The 15,748-nt window shown below is 58.5% G+C and carries 15 protein-coding genes; 13 read left to right on the top strand and 2 right to left on the bottom strand.

The genetic code is table 11. The features are described from left to right. Positions 1-36 precede the first annotated feature (36 nt). The 5 genes from HCZ30_RS13970 to HCZ30_RS13950 all read left to right on the top strand — a co-directional run bounded on the left by HCZ30_RS13970 (position 37) and on the right by HCZ30_RS13950 (position 5,155). Positions 37-819 (top strand): IclR family transcriptional regulator, encoded by a 783-nt coding sequence (locus HCZ30_RS13970; RefSeq protein WP_167638921.1) that lies wholly within the window; start codon positions 37-39, stop codon positions 817-819. A gap of 569 nt (positions 820-1,388) precedes the next feature. After that, entirely contained in the window at positions 1,389-1,799 is a 411-nt protein-coding gene (gene hpaR / locus HCZ30_RS13965) for a homoprotocatechuate degradation operon regulator HpaR (protein WP_246212845.1), read from the top strand. A 361-nt stretch (positions 1,800-2,160) separates the two neighbouring features. After that, complete coding sequence (locus tag HCZ30_RS13960) at positions 2,161-3,174, top strand: glycine betaine ABC transporter substrate-binding protein (RefSeq protein ID WP_432442770.1); 1,014 nt, start codon at positions 2,161-2,163, stop codon at positions 3,172-3,174. A gap of 84 nt (positions 3,175-3,258) precedes the next feature. Continuing rightward, entirely contained in the window at positions 3,259-4,149 is an 891-nt protein-coding gene (locus HCZ30_RS13955) for an ABC transporter permease (RefSeq protein WP_167638919.1), read from the top strand. Then, the gene (locus tag HCZ30_RS13950; RefSeq protein ID WP_167638918.1) at positions 4,142-5,155 is read left to right on the top strand and encodes a quaternary amine ABC transporter ATP-binding protein; all 1,014 of its coding nucleotides are present in this window, start codon (positions 4,142-4,144) and stop codon (positions 5,153-5,155) included. Before HCZ30_RS13955 ends, HCZ30_RS13950 begins: the two co-directional genes overlap by 8 nt. 27 nt (positions 5,156-5,182) lie before the next feature. On the opposite strand, the gene HCZ30_RS13945 is transcribed toward HCZ30_RS13950, so the two are convergent. Then, positions 5,183-6,070 carry a helix-turn-helix transcriptional regulator gene (locus HCZ30_RS13945; RefSeq protein ID WP_167638917.1) on the bottom strand — a complete coding sequence of 296 codons (888 nt, stop codon included), beginning with the start codon at positions 6,068-6,070 and terminating at the stop codon, positions 5,183-5,185. Positions 6,071-6,207: 137 nt separating this feature from the next. Here HCZ30_RS13945 and HCZ30_RS13940 point away from each other — a divergent pair, with 137 nt between their 5' ends. The 8 genes from HCZ30_RS13940 (at position 6,208) to HCZ30_RS13905 (ending at position 15,134) form a co-directional block, all read left to right on the top strand. Continuing rightward, on the top strand, positions 6,208-7,497 hold the full coding sequence (locus HCZ30_RS13940) for an ABC transporter substrate-binding protein (protein WP_167638916.1): 1,290 nt from the start codon (positions 6,208-6,210) through the stop codon (positions 7,495-7,497). Between the two features lie 121 nt (positions 7,498-7,618). Then, positions 7,619-8,461 (top strand): carbohydrate ABC transporter permease, encoded by an 843-nt coding sequence (locus HCZ30_RS13935; protein WP_217703058.1) that lies wholly within the window; start codon positions 7,619-7,621, stop codon positions 8,459-8,461. Then, positions 8,461-9,360 (top strand): carbohydrate ABC transporter permease, encoded by a 900-nt coding sequence (locus HCZ30_RS13930; protein WP_167638914.1) that lies wholly within the window; start codon positions 8,461-8,463, stop codon positions 9,358-9,360. Before HCZ30_RS13935 ends, HCZ30_RS13930 begins: the two co-directional genes overlap by 1 nt. Positions 9,361-9,363: 3 nt before the next feature. After that, on the top strand, positions 9,364-10,452 hold the full coding sequence (locus HCZ30_RS13925; protein WP_167638913.1) for an ABC transporter ATP-binding protein: 1,089 nt from the start codon (positions 9,364-9,366) through the stop codon (positions 10,450-10,452). Between the two features lie 18 nt (positions 10,453-10,470). Then, a complete protein-coding gene (locus HCZ30_RS13920; RefSeq protein WP_167638912.1) occupies positions 10,471-11,475 on the top strand; it encodes a Gfo/Idh/MocA family protein in 1,005 nt (334 codons plus the stop codon). Positions 11,476-11,484: 9 nt separating this feature from the next. Continuing rightward, a complete protein-coding gene (locus tag HCZ30_RS13915; RefSeq protein WP_167638911.1) occupies positions 11,485-12,237 on the top strand; it encodes a ThuA domain-containing protein in 753 nt (250 codons plus the stop codon). 9 nt (positions 12,238-12,246) lie between these two features. Further along, positions 12,247-13,629, top strand: coding sequence for a sulfatase-like hydrolase/transferase (locus HCZ30_RS13910; protein ID WP_167638910.1), 1,383 nt, complete (start codon positions 12,247-12,249; stop codon positions 13,627-13,629). Then, positions 13,626-15,134, top strand: coding sequence for a sulfatase family protein (locus tag HCZ30_RS13905; RefSeq protein ID WP_167638909.1), 1,509 nt, complete (start codon positions 13,626-13,628; stop codon positions 15,132-15,134). Before HCZ30_RS13910 ends, HCZ30_RS13905 begins: the two co-directional genes overlap by 4 nt. Before the next feature lie 216 nt (positions 15,135-15,350). Here HCZ30_RS13905 and HCZ30_RS16535 read toward each other — a convergent pair. Continuing rightward, positions 15,351-15,748, bottom strand: a 398-nt coding sequence (locus HCZ30_RS16535) for a hypothetical protein (protein ID WP_217703057.1), incomplete at its 5' end; no start/stop codon positions are given.

The following is a 15,748-nucleotide window of genomic DNA, read 5'->3' as shown; positions in this document are numbered from 1 at the left end:
CGAATTTAGTTTTCCACGATGTGGAAAGGCTATGCGATGGCGGAAAAAACCGGAGTGCAGGCTGTCGGGCGCGCGCTCGATCTTCTGAAGCGGCTCGGGCAATCGGACGAAGGGCTACGTGTGTCCGATTTGTCACGACAGTCAGGGCTGGCGGTGTCGACGACGCACCGGTTGCTCACCACCCTCGAACTGCACGGCTTTGCCCAATTCAACAGCGCCACGTCCCTCTGGCATGTCGGGCGCGAGGCATTTGCGGTGGGCGCGGCGTTTGGAAAGCGGAAGAATTACATCGCGCCCGCCCTGCCGTTCCTACGACGGCTGAGAGATCAGACAAAGGAAACCGCCAACCTCGGCATCCTCGACCACGACGAATTGGTGACCGTCAGTCAAGTCGAAAGCCGCGAAATCACCCGCGCGATCTCCGCACCAGGTGGGCGGGTGCCAGTTTTCTGTTCCGGCATGGGAAAAGCCATACTTTCCACATGGGAAGATTCAGACATCATTGCGCTTGCAAAGCGCGTCGGGTTCCACCCCATGACCCCCCGCAGTTTGCGGACCATTGAGGCAGCTTTGGAAGACATCCAGCAGGTGCGCAACAAGGGGTTTGCCTACGACGATGAAGAGCATGTGACCGGCCTCCGTTGCGTTGCAGCAGTGGTGTGGTCACCCCAAGGTGAAGCCGCTTGTGCCATATCTATCAGTGGCTTGGCCGCACGGATGAGCGACGAGCGGATGGAACAACTCGGCAAGATCGTTGCGAGTTCAGCCGCGGATCTCTCGCGGAGCCTTGGCGGAGTGTCTTCTGGCGAAGTTCATTAGTTACTATTGAGTAACTAAATCAATCACCTATTGGTTATTAATGTGCAGAAGGGATAATCTGGATGAGCTTGTGAAATCATGCGCTCGCTGATCGCGCAGAACCGAGCTCACGCTGAGATTATATCGAATTTAATCGGTAAATTGCGAGAAAAAATAGCCTCACAGCGGACCAACCCTCACGCAATTATCGGAGAGCCAAACGGTCCATCCGGTCGCAACGCGCGAACATGTCCGCTTCGTCGAACCGTGCGACAACGCAGTGCACCACCTGCTGGAATGTGATATAAACAACCATTGGGCAATATAGACAGCATTTCTATTAAATTCAAAATTGTCTCACGAACGGGTTGCAACTTCTCGCGCATCTCTAGAACTTGACCGAAGGGGCGGTCGACTTCGAACGCGCAATTATAGAAACTCTTTCTCATCGTGAAACGAAGACACATTTGATTGTTGTCAAGTAAGGTATTTTAGACCACAGCGAGACGGATTGACCGAGGAATGCGTGAATGACGGGGAAATTCACCAAAGATAAGTTGCAGCGGACCGATGTTCAGCGGACGCTGCCCATGGCGTTACTTCGCGCTCGCGAAGCCGTCATGGAGCGCTTTCGCCCGGTGCTAGTCGAGTCCGACGTCACCGAGCAACAATGGCGCGTGATGCGCGTCCTTAACGAGACGGGCGAAACCGATGCGTCGGACCTCGCAGCGCGTGCGTGCCTGCTGGCGCCTTCGCTAACGCGCATCATGAAAACGCTCGACTCCAAGGGCTACATCACCACTCGCCGCGATCCGAGCGATGGTCGCCGCGCGCTCGTGAAGCTCACCGCCGATGGTCTGCATTTCGTTCAGAATGTCGATCCGATCAGCAACGCCGTCTACGAAGAAATCGAAGACATACTCGGTGAGACGCGTTTGGGCACTTTGCTTGATGAGTTGGAGAGCGTCTGGCTCTCGCTCAACAAAAAGCAGGACGACTAAGTCAGCACAGCTATAAGTTTATCGTCGATTGCATCCCGCCCTTCTGACGGGATTTTTCGTTGTGAAATCGACCGCTTATCCACACCAAGCATTGTAAAATTGCATCATGGCTGACGGCCTCCCGTTGCGAAGCTATCTCTGCAAAAGCCGTTTAAATAGTGGCGATTTTGTAATCTGGTCGTGATGTGGTATAAGCATTGCGAAAGTTTAATATACCCAAAAACAATGGCTGTTACTGTTTACAGCCAATTTTCGCTATGTTCAGTTTACGACAATGGGACGCGTACTATGTCGTTTTTCGACTACACGCGATCTTGAGCCCCGCGTGAGTGGGGACAAAAAACAACAGGGAGACGATCAAGTGAAATTCAAGAAAATTAGTGTTTTCGCCGCTCTGGCAATGACGACCGGCCTCGCAGGTGCTGCAAGCGCTCAGGAGGAATGTGGCTCGCTCACGATGGCTGAAATGAACTGGGCTTCGGCCGAGCTCATGGCCAACGTTGACGCGATCATTCTCGAAGAAGGCTACGGCTGCGATGTCGAACTAATCCCCGGCGCAACGACCACCACCTTCGCTTCGATGAACGAAAAGGCAGAGCCTGACGTTGCTGGCGAACTCTGGATCAATGCTGTTCGTGAGCCGCTCGAAAAGGCAATGGACGAAGGTCGCCTGCATTCGGTCATCGCGGGCCCGATCACCGACCTCGGCGAAGGCTGGTGGGTTACCCGCAAGTTTGCGGAAGATCACCCCGATCTCGACACGGTTGAAAAGCTGATCGAGCATCCGGAATTGTTCCCCTATGTCGAAGACGAATCCAAAGGCGCGTTCATGGGCTGTCCGGCGGGCTGGGGTTGTCAGCTGACCAACGCCAACCTCTTCCGCGCCTTCGACATGGAAGAAAAAGGCTGGGTTCTGGTTGATCCGGGTTCGGCTGCCGGTCTGGACGGCGCAATCGCCAAAGCGTCCGAGCGTGACGAAGCATGGTTCGGCTACTACTGGGCTCCGACTGCACTGATCGGCAAGTACGACCTTGAACTGCTCGAGTGGGAGTCCGAATGGGGCGGCTCGGAAAACTGGGATGGCTGTATCGCACTTGCCGAGCAGGACTGCCTCGACCCGCAGCCGACCTCGTACACCGAGTCCGAAGTTCACACGGTCATCACCGACCGCCTGATGAACGAAGGTGGCGTTGCTGTTGACTACCTCGGCAACCGCGTATTCCCGGGTTCGCTCATGAACACGATGCTCGTTTACATGAACGACAACCAGGCAACCGGTGAAGATGCTGCATGGCACTTCCTCGAAACCTATCCGGAAATCTGGACCGAATGGGTATCGGACGAAGCAGCAGAAGCCATCAACGGCGAACTGTAAGAATTCGATCGACACAATGTTACGGGGGGCCGTTTGCGCCCCCCGTTTCACATCGGCCGCACGGTCACTACGAACGGAAAATGAATGGAAATGTTTGAAGAATTTCCCGCGCTTGGGCGCCGCCCTCTCAGCGAATTTAAACAAACGATCGACGAAGCCTTCAAAGGTTTCTCTCGCGCCTACGGTGAGGCACTCGAAAACTTCTTTGACCCGCTGCTCAAGTTTCTGGTCTGGTTCGAGAAGCTTCTGATTGCCACCCCGTGGCCGATTATTCTCATCATTGTTGGTGGTCTGGCGTGGCTCGGTTCGCGTTCGGTCAAGATCACCGTTGGTTCTGTTCTCGCTTTTATCGCCATCGGCTACCTCGGTATGTGGGAAGACACGATGGCAACGCTCGCGATTATCTCTGTCGCGACACTGCTTTGTATCGTCTTGGGCATTCCGATTGGGATTTTCATGTCCCGCTCCGACCGCGCGCAGGCCATCATTACGCCCGTGCTCGACGTCATGCAGACGATCCCGTCCTTCGTTTACCTGATCCCCGTCGTGATGCTGCTGGGTATCGGTAAAGTCCCAGGCCTTCTGGCTGTCTGTATCTATGCCATCCCGCCGATCGTACGCCTGACAAACCTTGGCATTCGCCTCGTCGACAAGGATATCCTAGAAGCGGCCGATGCGTTTGGTGCGAGCCCGAAGCAGAAGATGCTCGGCGTTCAGATCCCGCTGGCGCTGCCGAACATCTTTGCGGGCATCAACCAGACCATCATGATGGCTCTGTCGATGGTTGTTATCGCGTCGATGATCGGCGTGAAGGGTCTTGGCGTTCCGGTGCTCCGCGCGATTTCGAACCAGTACCTCGCACTTGGTCTGATGAACGGTCTCGCCATTGTGGCGCTCGCCATCATCTTCGACCGCGTATCGCAAACTTACGGCAAGCGTCTGCAAGCCTATCGTAAAGGGCACGGCAATGACTGACGCTAAGGTACAAATCAAAAACCTCTACAAGATCTTCGGCAAGAACCCGCAAAAGGTTCTGCCTCTGGTCAAGAACGGCATGTCGAAGCCTGATCTTCTGGATCAACACGGGCATGTTCTGGGGATCGAGAACGTTTCGCTCGACATCCCCGAAAAGCAGATACAGGTGGTTATGGGCCTGTCGGGTTCGGGCAAATCGACCCTCATCCGTCACATCAACCGCCTGATCGAGCCGACGGACGGCGAAATCCTGATCGACGGCGAAAACGTCCTGAAGATGGACGAAAAGCAACTTCGTCAGGTGCGCCGCACCAAGACCGCGATGGTGTTCCAGAAATTCGGCCTGTTGCCGCACCGCCGTGTGCACGAGAATGTCGCCTACGGTCTGTCAATTCAGGGCGTCGACGATGCAAAGGCACGTGAGCGCGCGAACTACTGGATCGAACGCGTTGGTCTGTCGGGCTACGAAGAGCATTATCCGGGCCAGCTTTCGGGCGGGATGCAGCAGCGTGTGGGCCTTGCCCGTGCTCTGGCGACCGATCCTGAAATCCTCTTGATGGACGAAGCTTTCTCGGCACTCGACCCGCTGATCCGTTTTGATATGCAGTCGATCCTGCTCCAGCTTCAGGACGAGCTGAACAAGACGATCATCTTCATCACGCACGACCTCGACGAAGCGCTGCGCCTAGGCGACAACATCGCGATCCTGCGCGACGGTGCAATGATCCAGCAGGGCGATGCCCAGCAGATCGTCATGCAGCCGGCCGACGATTACATCGCCGACTTCACCAAGGACATCAACCGCGCCAAGGTCATCGAACTCCGCGCGCTGGCCCGTCCGGTCGAATCCTTTGCAGGGCCGACGCTCGACGGTGAGACTGTTCTGGAGGACGCGCTGAAGCCGCTCGCCCAAGCGCCGGACCAGACGATTGGCGTGACGAAACGGGATGGCAGCCTCGGCGGAGTGGTCAGTTTGACCGAAGCCATCGAAGCACTCCATGGATAACGAAAAGGGCGCCGCGAGCGCCCTTTTTCATGCCCGCTTCTGACTGCGGAGTGGGTGGACCAGATCAACCTTTTCCCGCTTGCGATACTTCATCGGACTGACGCCATAAGTCTGGCGGAAGAGGCGATAGAAATGGCTGAGGTCCTCGATTCCGCAGGCCAGCGCGACCTCTGGAATTTGCCAATCCTCGCTGACCAGCATCCGCGCTGCCAGCTCCATCCGCAGCCCGTTGACCCACGACGACGGCGTCTGACCGAAGACGCGTTTGAAGGTGCGGGAGACATGTTCATGGCTCCGCCCCGTTCGTTTGATCATCAGCGGAACCCCCTCGCGCAGCGCGTCTGGATCGCGCATGCCCTCGCAAGCACGGGCAAGCCATTGCGGCGTCGCGGAGGGCACGTTGTTTTCCGTCGGCAGCAAGCCGGTCGTCAAATTTAGCAAAAAACCTTCGATCCGCGCGAGTGACCGCGCGCCTTGGTCAAGCGCCGCTTCGAGCCGTGCCAGTTCGTCCAGCCCCTGCTGGTTCAGCGAGACCGATACGGGCATTTCAGCGTTCGACCAGAAGTACCGGCCCTGAAATTCGGCTCCATACCGTTCCAGCAGGTGATCGGCGGTCTGGCTGGAAAAGGCCACGTTGATCATCCGGCAGGGCGTTTTTTCGCGATTTTGGAAGGCATGGACGTCGTCAGGGCGGATGAACACCAATTCTCCAGCGGATAGATCGATGCGGTGGTTGTTGATGAAGTGGATGCAGCAGCCGGTCGCGATCCAGAAGACTTCGTAGAATTCGTGCTTATGCGGCAGCGCGGGCGGCGAGCTTTTCACGAGCGGGCGGCTGATGTGGAACGAATTATACGGCCCCATCTCCGCTTCGAGCGTGACGACCGGAATCTCAGGCAGATCAAATAAACCCATAAACGTATCAACACCTCCCAAGACACGTCATGGCGAGCGTGCATATCCTGATTGAGCAATGTCAAGCGAAGCATCCCCTTGATTGAAGGGTGGCGTGGAGGCGCCAGTCGTTTGGCATCATTCAAGGGAGGAATATCATGAAGACCAAATTGATGGTCAGTGCGATTGCACTGGCATCCTTCGGTGCAACCAACGTCTGGGCGGATACCGTCCGGATCGCGGAACACCGACAGGCCCGTATCGACGCGCTCAACGCTGTTGTGCCGATGATCGAAGAGCAGACCGGCATCGATATCGAAGTCATCGAATACCCCGGCCCCGACAAAGAATACATTTCCAAGCTGCTGACCGAACTGCGCGCAGGCACTGGTCCGGACGTCTTCTCTCTTCCCTCGTCGGGCGAGATCGTGGACTTCTCGACCGCAGGCTATCTGGTCGACGTCACCGCAGAGGTGAAAGGCTCCGACGCTTGGGACAACATGTTCCCGATCGCCCGCGAGCTGGCCGAGACCGACGGCGTTATCTACACGATGCCGACCATGCTCGCGATGCAGCAGTTCTATTTCCGCAATGACGTGCTCACCGAAGCCGGCGTTTCGACCGACCAGCCCGCCGACTGGGATGCGCTGATCAACCGCGCTATCGAAGCCAAGGAAAAGACCGGCGAATATTCCCTGCTCATGCCGATGGGCGTGACGTGGGGCGGCGGCACCTATATCGAAAGCTTCCGCCTGCTGCTCGCCAACAGTTCGACCCCCGAGCTGGTCACCGAAAACGGTACATTCAACCTGACCAGCGATGGCGTGCGCGAAGTCTTCGAATTCTATCAGAAAATGATCGAAGCCGAAGTCGTCCCCGTCGATCCGCTGCTCGGCCCCGATCCGTGGGTCATCCCCAAGTACGAGATGTTCCCCGCTGGCGAGCTGCTCATGACCACCTGCGGCTCGTGGTGCTACATCTTTGACTGGGGCCCCGAGTCCAAGAACCCGATCCCCGATATCGAAAACGCTGTCGGTACGTGGAAAGTGCCCAACGTGAACGGCGATGCGCCGTCGGTTCTGGTCAACCTGAACCACCCGTGGATGGTCAGCTCTTCTGCGGTCGACATCGAAGCGTCGAAGAAAGTGCTCGCTGCGATGGGTTCGATCGAACTGATGACCAGTTACGCGCAGAAGTCGGGCAACCTGCCGTCGCGTGCCGACGCGATCGAATCCGACGGCTTCCAGCAACTGACCGCCCTCGTCCCGCTGCTCGACCAGCTCGAAGATGGCCGCTCGGTCGCAACTGCGCCCGGTTTCTCGACTGTGATGGAAGGTATCGGACGCGGGTCCGAAGCGCTCCTGCTCGGCAATGCCGACGCGGCAGGCGCGCAGCAGATCCTCGTTGATTATGTGAGCAACATTCTCGGCGAGGACATGGTCGAGTAACGCCCCCTCCCACTCGCAAGCAACAGAGCGGCGCCGCGTGCGCCGCTCCCCCTTCTCCGCTCGCAGGGACTTCCCAAGAATGCCTTCGACCTACCAACGTCGGGAGATGTTGAGGAACCGCATGCTCGTGCTTCCCTCGGCGATCCTTCTCTTTGCCTTCGTGCTCTATCCGTCAGGCGTCGCGATCTACACGAGCATGACGAACCTGTCGCTCACTGGTCCGGCGGCGCTCAACCCGCGCTTCATCGGGTTCGACAATTACACCAAGCTTTTCTCCGACCACACATTCTGGCGCTCGCTCGTCATCACCTTCTGGTTCGTACTTTTCTCGGCCATCATCGGCCAGTTAGTACTAGGTCTGTTGTCGGCCATCCTGCTGAAACGGCAGTTCGCACTCCGCCCGTTCTTCAACGCGATCATCCTGATGCCGAACGCCGTTCCCGGCGTAGTGGCGGCGCTGATGTGGTCCTCGATGTTGGCGTCGGGCGAGTATGGGACACTGAACAAGATCGTTGCTTGGTTCGGCGTCGATCCGCAGCGCTGGCTCGTCACGTTCCCGCTGTCGATGATCATCGTGGTCAACATCTGGCGGGGCATCGGCTTTGCGATGATCCTGATGAACTCCGGCCTTTCAGCGATTTCCGAAGAGCTTTACGAAGCCGCCCGCATGGACGGCGCGACCACATGGCAGGCATTCCGCAAGATCACGCTGCCGCTGCTGGTCCCGACGATCTTCCTCTACCTGCTGGTATCGACCGTCACGACCATCGCGATCTTCGCTCTGATCTACGCCCTCACCCGCGGCGGCCCCGCCGGCGCGACCGAGATCGTGGGCATCTACATCTATAACCAGTCGTTCGGCTCATATCAGCTCGGCTACGGCTCCGCGATTGCGGTGGTGCTGCTGATCTTCTCACTCATCATCGGCACGTTCTACGTCCGCGCATTGAAGGTGGAAGTCTGATGGCTCTCTCGAAAACATCCACGAAAGCAGAGGCAGGCCGCTACGGCGTCCTGATCGTCCTGTCGATCTACTGCCTGATGCCGTTTGTCTGGCTTCTGGTCGCGGCATTCGACACTAATGCAGGGCTTTTCCTCGAAACGCCTGACAGCGTATCGCTCAACAACTTTTACCGAGTCTTCGCCGAAGAGGACGGGCTGCGCTGGCTGATCAACTCACTGATCGTCTGCGGCGGTGCGACGCTGATCGTCATGCTGCTCTCCGGCTTCGGTGGCTACGCCCTGTCGCGGACGAACGCATGGTGGAAGCGGCCGTTTCTCTACTCGATCATCCTGATCCGCGTCATCCCGCCGCCCGCGCTGATCGTGCCGCTGTATCAAGTCATGCTCGCGCTCAACAACGGGATGCGCTGGCTGGTGCTTCAGGTCGTTCCGCGTGAACATATGCGCGACGTGATGCAGATCGTCGGCTTCATCGACGGGTATCTGGGCCTCATCCTGCTGCTTGCTACGATGCACCTGCCGCTCGCGCTGTGGATCATGAAGACCTACTTCGACAGCGTTTCGCCCGAGTATGAAGAGGCCGCTGTCATGGACGGTGCCACCTTCGGCCAGCGCTTGCGCCGCGTGCTTCTGCCGCTCGCGATGCCTGGTCTGGCAGCCTCGGGGCTCTTTGCTTTCATCGCTTGCTGGGACGATTTCCTCGTTCCCCTCACCTTCGTTTCCTCGCCCGAACTGCGGATGCTGCCGATCGGTATTTTCAGCGCATTCCTTCGGGCAAACGAGATCGACTACGGCCTCTTGGCCGCCATCGCCATCGTCTACACCGCGCCCGCCATCATCGCTTTCGTGCTCGCGCGCCGGTTCCTTGTCCAGACGTTCGGCGGCGGTTTGAAAGGATAAATCATGGGCACAATCGTACTCAATCAGGTCCGCAAATCCTTCGGCGGCCACGAGGTCATAAAGGGTGCGGACATCCGGATCGAAGACGGCCAATTCGCTGTTTTCGTTGGCCCTTCGGGTTGCGGGAAGTCCACGCTCCTGCGGATGATCGCGGGGCTGGAGGACATTTCGGGAGGGGAGTTCCTACTCGACGGCAAGGTCATGAACGACGTGTCGCCGGAGCAGCGGAACATCGCGATGGTGTTCCAGTCCTACGCGCTCTACCCGCACATGACGGTGGCAGAGAACATCGGCTTCTCTCTCGATCTGAAGAAGACCCCCAAGGCTGAAATCAAACGCCGCGTCGGAGAGATCGCCGAGCGCCTGCAACTGACGCCCTACCTGAACCGCAAGCCAAGCGCCCTTTCCGGCGGCCAGCGCCAGCGTGTCGCCATTGGCCGCGCGATCATCAAGGAGCCTTCGGTCATCCTGTTCGACGAACCCCTTTCGAACCTCGACGCAGCGCTGCGTGTGCAGATGCGCGCCGAGCTTCAGGAGCTTCACCGCTCCACCGGCGCCACGATCATCTACGTCACCCACGATCAGGTGGAGGCCATGACGCTCGCCGATCAGATCGTCGTTCTCAAAGACGGTCAGGTCATGCAGACCAACGATCCCATCGGCCTCTATAAAGAGCCCGAAAACACGTTCGTCGCGCAGTTCATCGGCTCGCCGAAGATGAACCTTTTCCCTGCAAAGGTTGAGAGCGTTGCGGGCGATGTTGTCCGCATTCGCACCGACGCTGGATGGCCAATCGACTTGCCTGCAATCGAGGGCCTTCGGGCTGGCCCTGTGCAGCTTGGCATCCGCCCCGAAAGCCTCACCCTCGCCGCGCCGCATGAACCCGCTGAGATCGAGACACGCACGGTCCTGTCCGAACGGCTCGGCATGGAAACGTACATCTCGTTCGAAACGGGCGGCGAGCCCGGCATTGCCCGGGTTCCGGGGGACCATTCGCTGCCCTCTGGCACGCCCATCCGTTTGGCCGTGGACCCGTCGGCCTGCCACATTTTCGATAACGACGGCAGGGCGATCCGTTCGCAATCCGCCTGACATACTGAAAGGAAAACCATGTCCATTAGACTTGGTATTATCGGCTGCGGTCTGAAGGCCGCCAGCTATGCCCGCACGTGGACCGGCAGCGCCGACGCGCCGCAGATCGTGGCCCTGACCGACACCAGCGCGTCGTCGATCAAGCGCTACAGCGATATCGTCGTGCAGTCCGGCGCGGACGCACCGAAGGTCTATGAAACCGCCGAGGCGCTGCTGGCCGCCGAGAAAGACAACATCGACGCGGTCTATATTTCGACCCCGCACATCTACCACCAGACATATGCTAAGGCCGCGCTCGCGGCTGGCCTCCACGTCCTGCTGGAAAAGCCCATGGCGCTGACTGCCGACGAGGCGCGCGAAATCCTTACCGCGCGTGATGCGTCTGGTCGGACCGTCGTCGTGGCCTATCAATCGTCGCTCTCCCCGCTCATCGACAGCTACCGCCAGCGCATCGCGGCGGGGGAGTTCGGTGAGTTGCTCTCCGTCAGCGGCGAGGTCTGGGAACACTGGCAGGAGCGCTACGTCGGAAATTGGAAGCAGGTGCCGGAACTGTCCGGTGGCGGGTTCATCTGTGACACCGGCTCGCACCTTTTCAACGCCGTTCTTCAAGCGACCAGCCGCAGCTACACGCAGGTGGCTGCCAACCTCGGAAATCGCGGGAAAAACTACGAACTCGTCGGCGGCGTTCTTGCCCGCCTCGACGGCGATATTCCCGTCACGCTTAGCTTTTGCGGTGACACGACCCAAGGCTGCGAGTCTGCGCTGACGCTCTATTTCGAGAACGCCATCGTGAAGATCGACATCTGGGGCAAGTGGGCCGAACTGCGCCAAGGCAACCAGACCATCCGCAATGCGGGCGGCGAGGCCGACGGCGCTGTGCTCGACAGCTTCATCAAAGTAATCGGCGGCGCACCTAACCCGTCGTCTGCCGAACAAAGCCTTCACCTCGCCGAACTTTGGGACCTCGCCAAACAATCCAGCGAACAGAACAGCGCAGCGTTGGCGCTGACCTCAAGCATTTAAGGGACGAAAATGTCTGACAAAATCCGCATTACCATCTGGAACGAAGGCCACCACGAGCGTGAGCACCCACACATCCGCGAGGTCTACCCGACGGGCATCCATCAGGTGATCGCCGACGGGATTGAAAACGACGACTTCGAAATCCGCACCGCGACGTTTTACGATGATGACGACCACGGACTTGGTGGCGACATCCTCGACAATACCGACGTGCTGTTCTGGTGGGGCCACTGCATTCACAAACTGGTCCCCGACGAATTGGTTGACCGCATCCAAGCGCGCGTTCTCGACGGGATGGGGCTGGTTGTCCTGCATTCCGGCCACCACTCCAAGATTTTCAAACGCCTGATGGGCACCAATGCCAACCTGTCTTGGCGCGAACATCCGGGCGGCGAGCGCGAGCGCATCTGGGCCATCGACCCCGCCCACCCGATTGCGCAGGGCGTGCCCTCGTCGATCCTCATCCCGCAATCAGAGATGTACGGCGAACCCTTCGACATTCCCCAGCCCGACCATCTCGTCTTTGTCAGCTGGTTCGAAGGCGGCGAAGTCTTCCGTTCGGGTTGTTGCTATCACCGTGGACGCGGGCGCATCTTCTACTTCGGCTCGGGCCATGAGGCATTCCCGATATACTACATGCCCGAAGTCCGGCAGGTGCTGGCAAACGCCGCGCACTGGTGCGTCACGCGCCATGAGGATGGTGTCCGGCTGGTAAATCGCCACATCGAAGAGCCGCTCGAAACCATCGCGCCCCAGAGCTAAGAGGCGAGCGTGCGTCCGAATATCATCCTGCTCATCGCCGACGACCACAGGTTTGAAACGCTCGGGGTCAGCGGCTGCGAAGGCATCGCGACACCGCACCTCGATGCCTTGGCTGCCGGCGGCGCGCATTTCATGCGCGCGCATTGTCAGGGCGGGATGCATCCGGCGGTGTGTTCGCCGTCACGGGCATCGCTTCTCACCGGACGCAACATCTTTGCCGCGTCGCAGGACCCCGGCGGTCTGCATTTCGGCGGCAAAGCATTCGCGATCCCCGAGGATATGCAGACCATGCCGCAGCTGTTGCGGCAAGCAGGCTACCGGACGCACGCTATCGGCAAATGGCACAACGACCGCGCATCATTCGCGCGGTCGTTCTCGTCCGCATCAAAGGTCATGTTCGGCGGGATGAGCGACCATGACCGCGTACCGCTGCACGACTTCGACCCCACGGGTGAATACAGCGAAAATAACGCGGTCATAGGCGAAGGTTTCTCGACCGACCTGTTCCGCGAGGCTGCTCACGAATTCTTGTGCGAGGCTGCCAACGATCAGCCGTTTTTCATGCAGGTCGCGTTCACCGCGCCGCACGATCCACGCACACCGCCGCTCGAGGTTGCGGTGTCGCCCAAAGCCGTCACGCTGCCCGCCAACTTCGCTCCCGCGCACTCCTTCGATAATGGAGAGATGCTGGTACGCGATGAACTGCTAGAGGCCGTCCCTCGCGACCCTGAAGCCGTCCGCCAGCACATCGCCGACTACTACGGCATGGTGCAGCACCTCGATCATGCGATCGGAAAAATTATCGATACGCTTAATGAGACGGGCCAGCGAGAAAACACTGTGGTCATCTACACCGCAGACCACGGCATCGCTCTTGGCCAGCACGGGCTGATGGGCAAGCAGAACCTGTATCAGCACTCGGTTCAGGTTCCGTTGATGATCAACGGTCGCGGGTTTAAGCCGACTGTCCGAGAAGACCTCGTCTGGCACGCGGATACCGCGGCGACGATCCTCGACATCGCAGGAGTGCCGTCCGAATACGCGGCCGATGGCACGAGCCTCATTGGCCCTACACACACCGAACATCTGTTCGGCGTCCATGGGATCAGCCAGCGATCTGTCCGCACCGAGCGTTGGAAATACATCGCCTACCTGCCGAACCCCGAGCCGGTCATGGGACCGTCTGCGAACGGGCGGACGAGCCGCGGCTGCTTCGCTGAGCAGTTGTTCGATCTCGATTCCGATCCGTGTGAGATGGCGAACCTTATTGCACAACAGGATCTGCGAAACGTTCGTTCGGACCTTATTGAGAGCCTTTTCGCGTGGCAGCGTTCCGTGAACGACCCATTGGCGGAGCGAACCCGAGAATTCCTGAAAGGTGCCGGAGAATGACGAAAGACGCCCGCCCCAACATTCTGTTCATCATGTCCGACGATCACTCGGCCGGTGCGATTTCGGCCTATAGTTCGAAAGTCGCGCACACGCCGAATATCGACCGGATCGCCAATGAGGGGATGCGCCTCGACCGGTGCTACGTCACAAATTCGATCTGCACGCCGAGCCGCGCGTCGATCCTGACGGGAACATATAACCATGTGAACTGCGTCACGACACTGGATACGCACCTCGATAACCGCCTGCCGAATGTCGCTAAACATTTGCAGGCTTCGGGCTATCAGACCGCCATTTTCGGCAAGTGGCATCTGGGCGAAGGCCAAGCGCACGAGCCGACCGGTTTTGATGAATGGTCAGTCGTGCCGGGTCAAGGCGACTACTTCGATCCGCGCTTCATTGGCCCTAAGGGCCAGTCTGTCGAAAAAGGTTATGTCAGCGATTTGATTGCCGACAAATGCATCGACTTCCTTGAACACCGCAACGCTGATCGGCCGTTTTTCCTGATGTGCCATCATAAGGCGCCGCATCGCCCCTTCGGCCCACATCCGCGATATGATGACCTCTACACCGACCCGCTTCCGGTCCCCGACACCTATGGTGACGACTATGAGAACCGCGCCGCTGCCGCGTCTGCCGCCAACATGAAAGTACGGGCGGACATGTTCTACGAAGACCTCGGCCTCGTGCAGCCAGAGGGCGGCGGGAACATCGGCGATCGCGTCTGGCCCGATCAGGAAATCCGGAAGGTTCCGCATGATTACAAAGACTTGGTGCTGATTGATCGCCGGGCGGGAGAGCGCTTGACCTTCGATAGCCAACGCGAACTCGACCTATTTAAATACCAGCGCTACATGCAGCGATATCTACGGTCCATCGCGGGGATCGACGACAACGTCGGTCGGCTTTTAGACTGGCTGGATGTCGAAGGGCTGACGGACAACACCATTGTCATTTACACCTCGGATCAGGGGTTCTTCCTTGGCGACCATGGGTGGTTCGACAAGCGCTTCATGTACGAAGAATCGCTTCAGATGCCATTCCTCGTGCGGTTCCCAAAGAGCATTGCAGCTGGCTCGACGTCGAACCGTATCGCAATGAACGTGGATTTTGCGCCGACCTTTCTGGACTTCGCAGGCATCCAGATCCCGTCGTACATGCAGGGCACGTCTTTGCGCCCACTGTTCAATGACACTGCCAAAGACTGGCAGACCGTGGCATATCACCGCTATTGGATGCACAAAGACGAAGTGCACAACGCTTTCGCCCACTACGGCATCCGTACTGCACGCTGGAAACTCATCTACTGGTACAACGACGCGCTCGGCCAGATTGGTGCGAACGATGGTGACGAGCCACCGGAGTGGGAACTCTTCGACTGCGAGAACGACCCGCATGAGCTGACCAATCAGGCGCACAACCCTGCATTCAGTGATGTTTTCGTGGATATGAAGGCCCTTCTTGATGCAAAAATGGCAGAGATCGGCGACCTGCCGCTTCACTGATGGTATCGGTCTTCCGCGCGACCGATACTTTTGGATCTCGCGTTAGCTTCATCATTCGCTTGCCAGCTTTGCAGTCGCCGTGTCTTGCTGTTCCTGACAGCAGAGATAGCGATCGTGTGCACCGTTTTGGGAAGATGCCCCGGCCATCCGCACGCGAAGGTGCACGAATGGTGGCCTCCGCCCAAATCAGAATGAGGTCACCGTACGACAACGACTTTATTTGGAGCACACATGCAGCCCACACTGACCGCTCTTAACGATGGCCTTCAAATTTGCTGGCCTGACAAAACACTTGGCGAATTTCCATACATCTGGCTTCGCGACACCGATCCGAGCGGGTTTCACCCGTAGACTGGCGAGCGGACGTTCGATCTGACGTCGGTTTCGCTCGACATCGCACCAGAGCAGGCGGCGATCCAGGGTGCCGACCTTATCCTGACGTGGAACGAGCAGGAAGTCAGTAGGATCTCGCTCGAGTGGCTGAAGGCGCATAGACTCGGCCAGCGGCGCGACGATCCCGCGGCGATTGCACCGTTGCCATGGCGCACTCGGAGCCATGGCCTTCACATTCCACTCCATCGCAGTTGGCCTTCGCGACCTTGGCATGACGATGA

This window comes from Marivivens donghaensis, from assembly GCF_011806565.1.
GTDB classification, from domain to species: Bacteria; Pseudomonadota; Alphaproteobacteria; order Rhodobacterales; family Rhodobacteraceae; genus Marivivens; species Marivivens donghaensis_A.
Note: the sequence above shows the minus strand (reverse complement) of the source record. Positions and strands in the feature narration are given on the sequence as shown.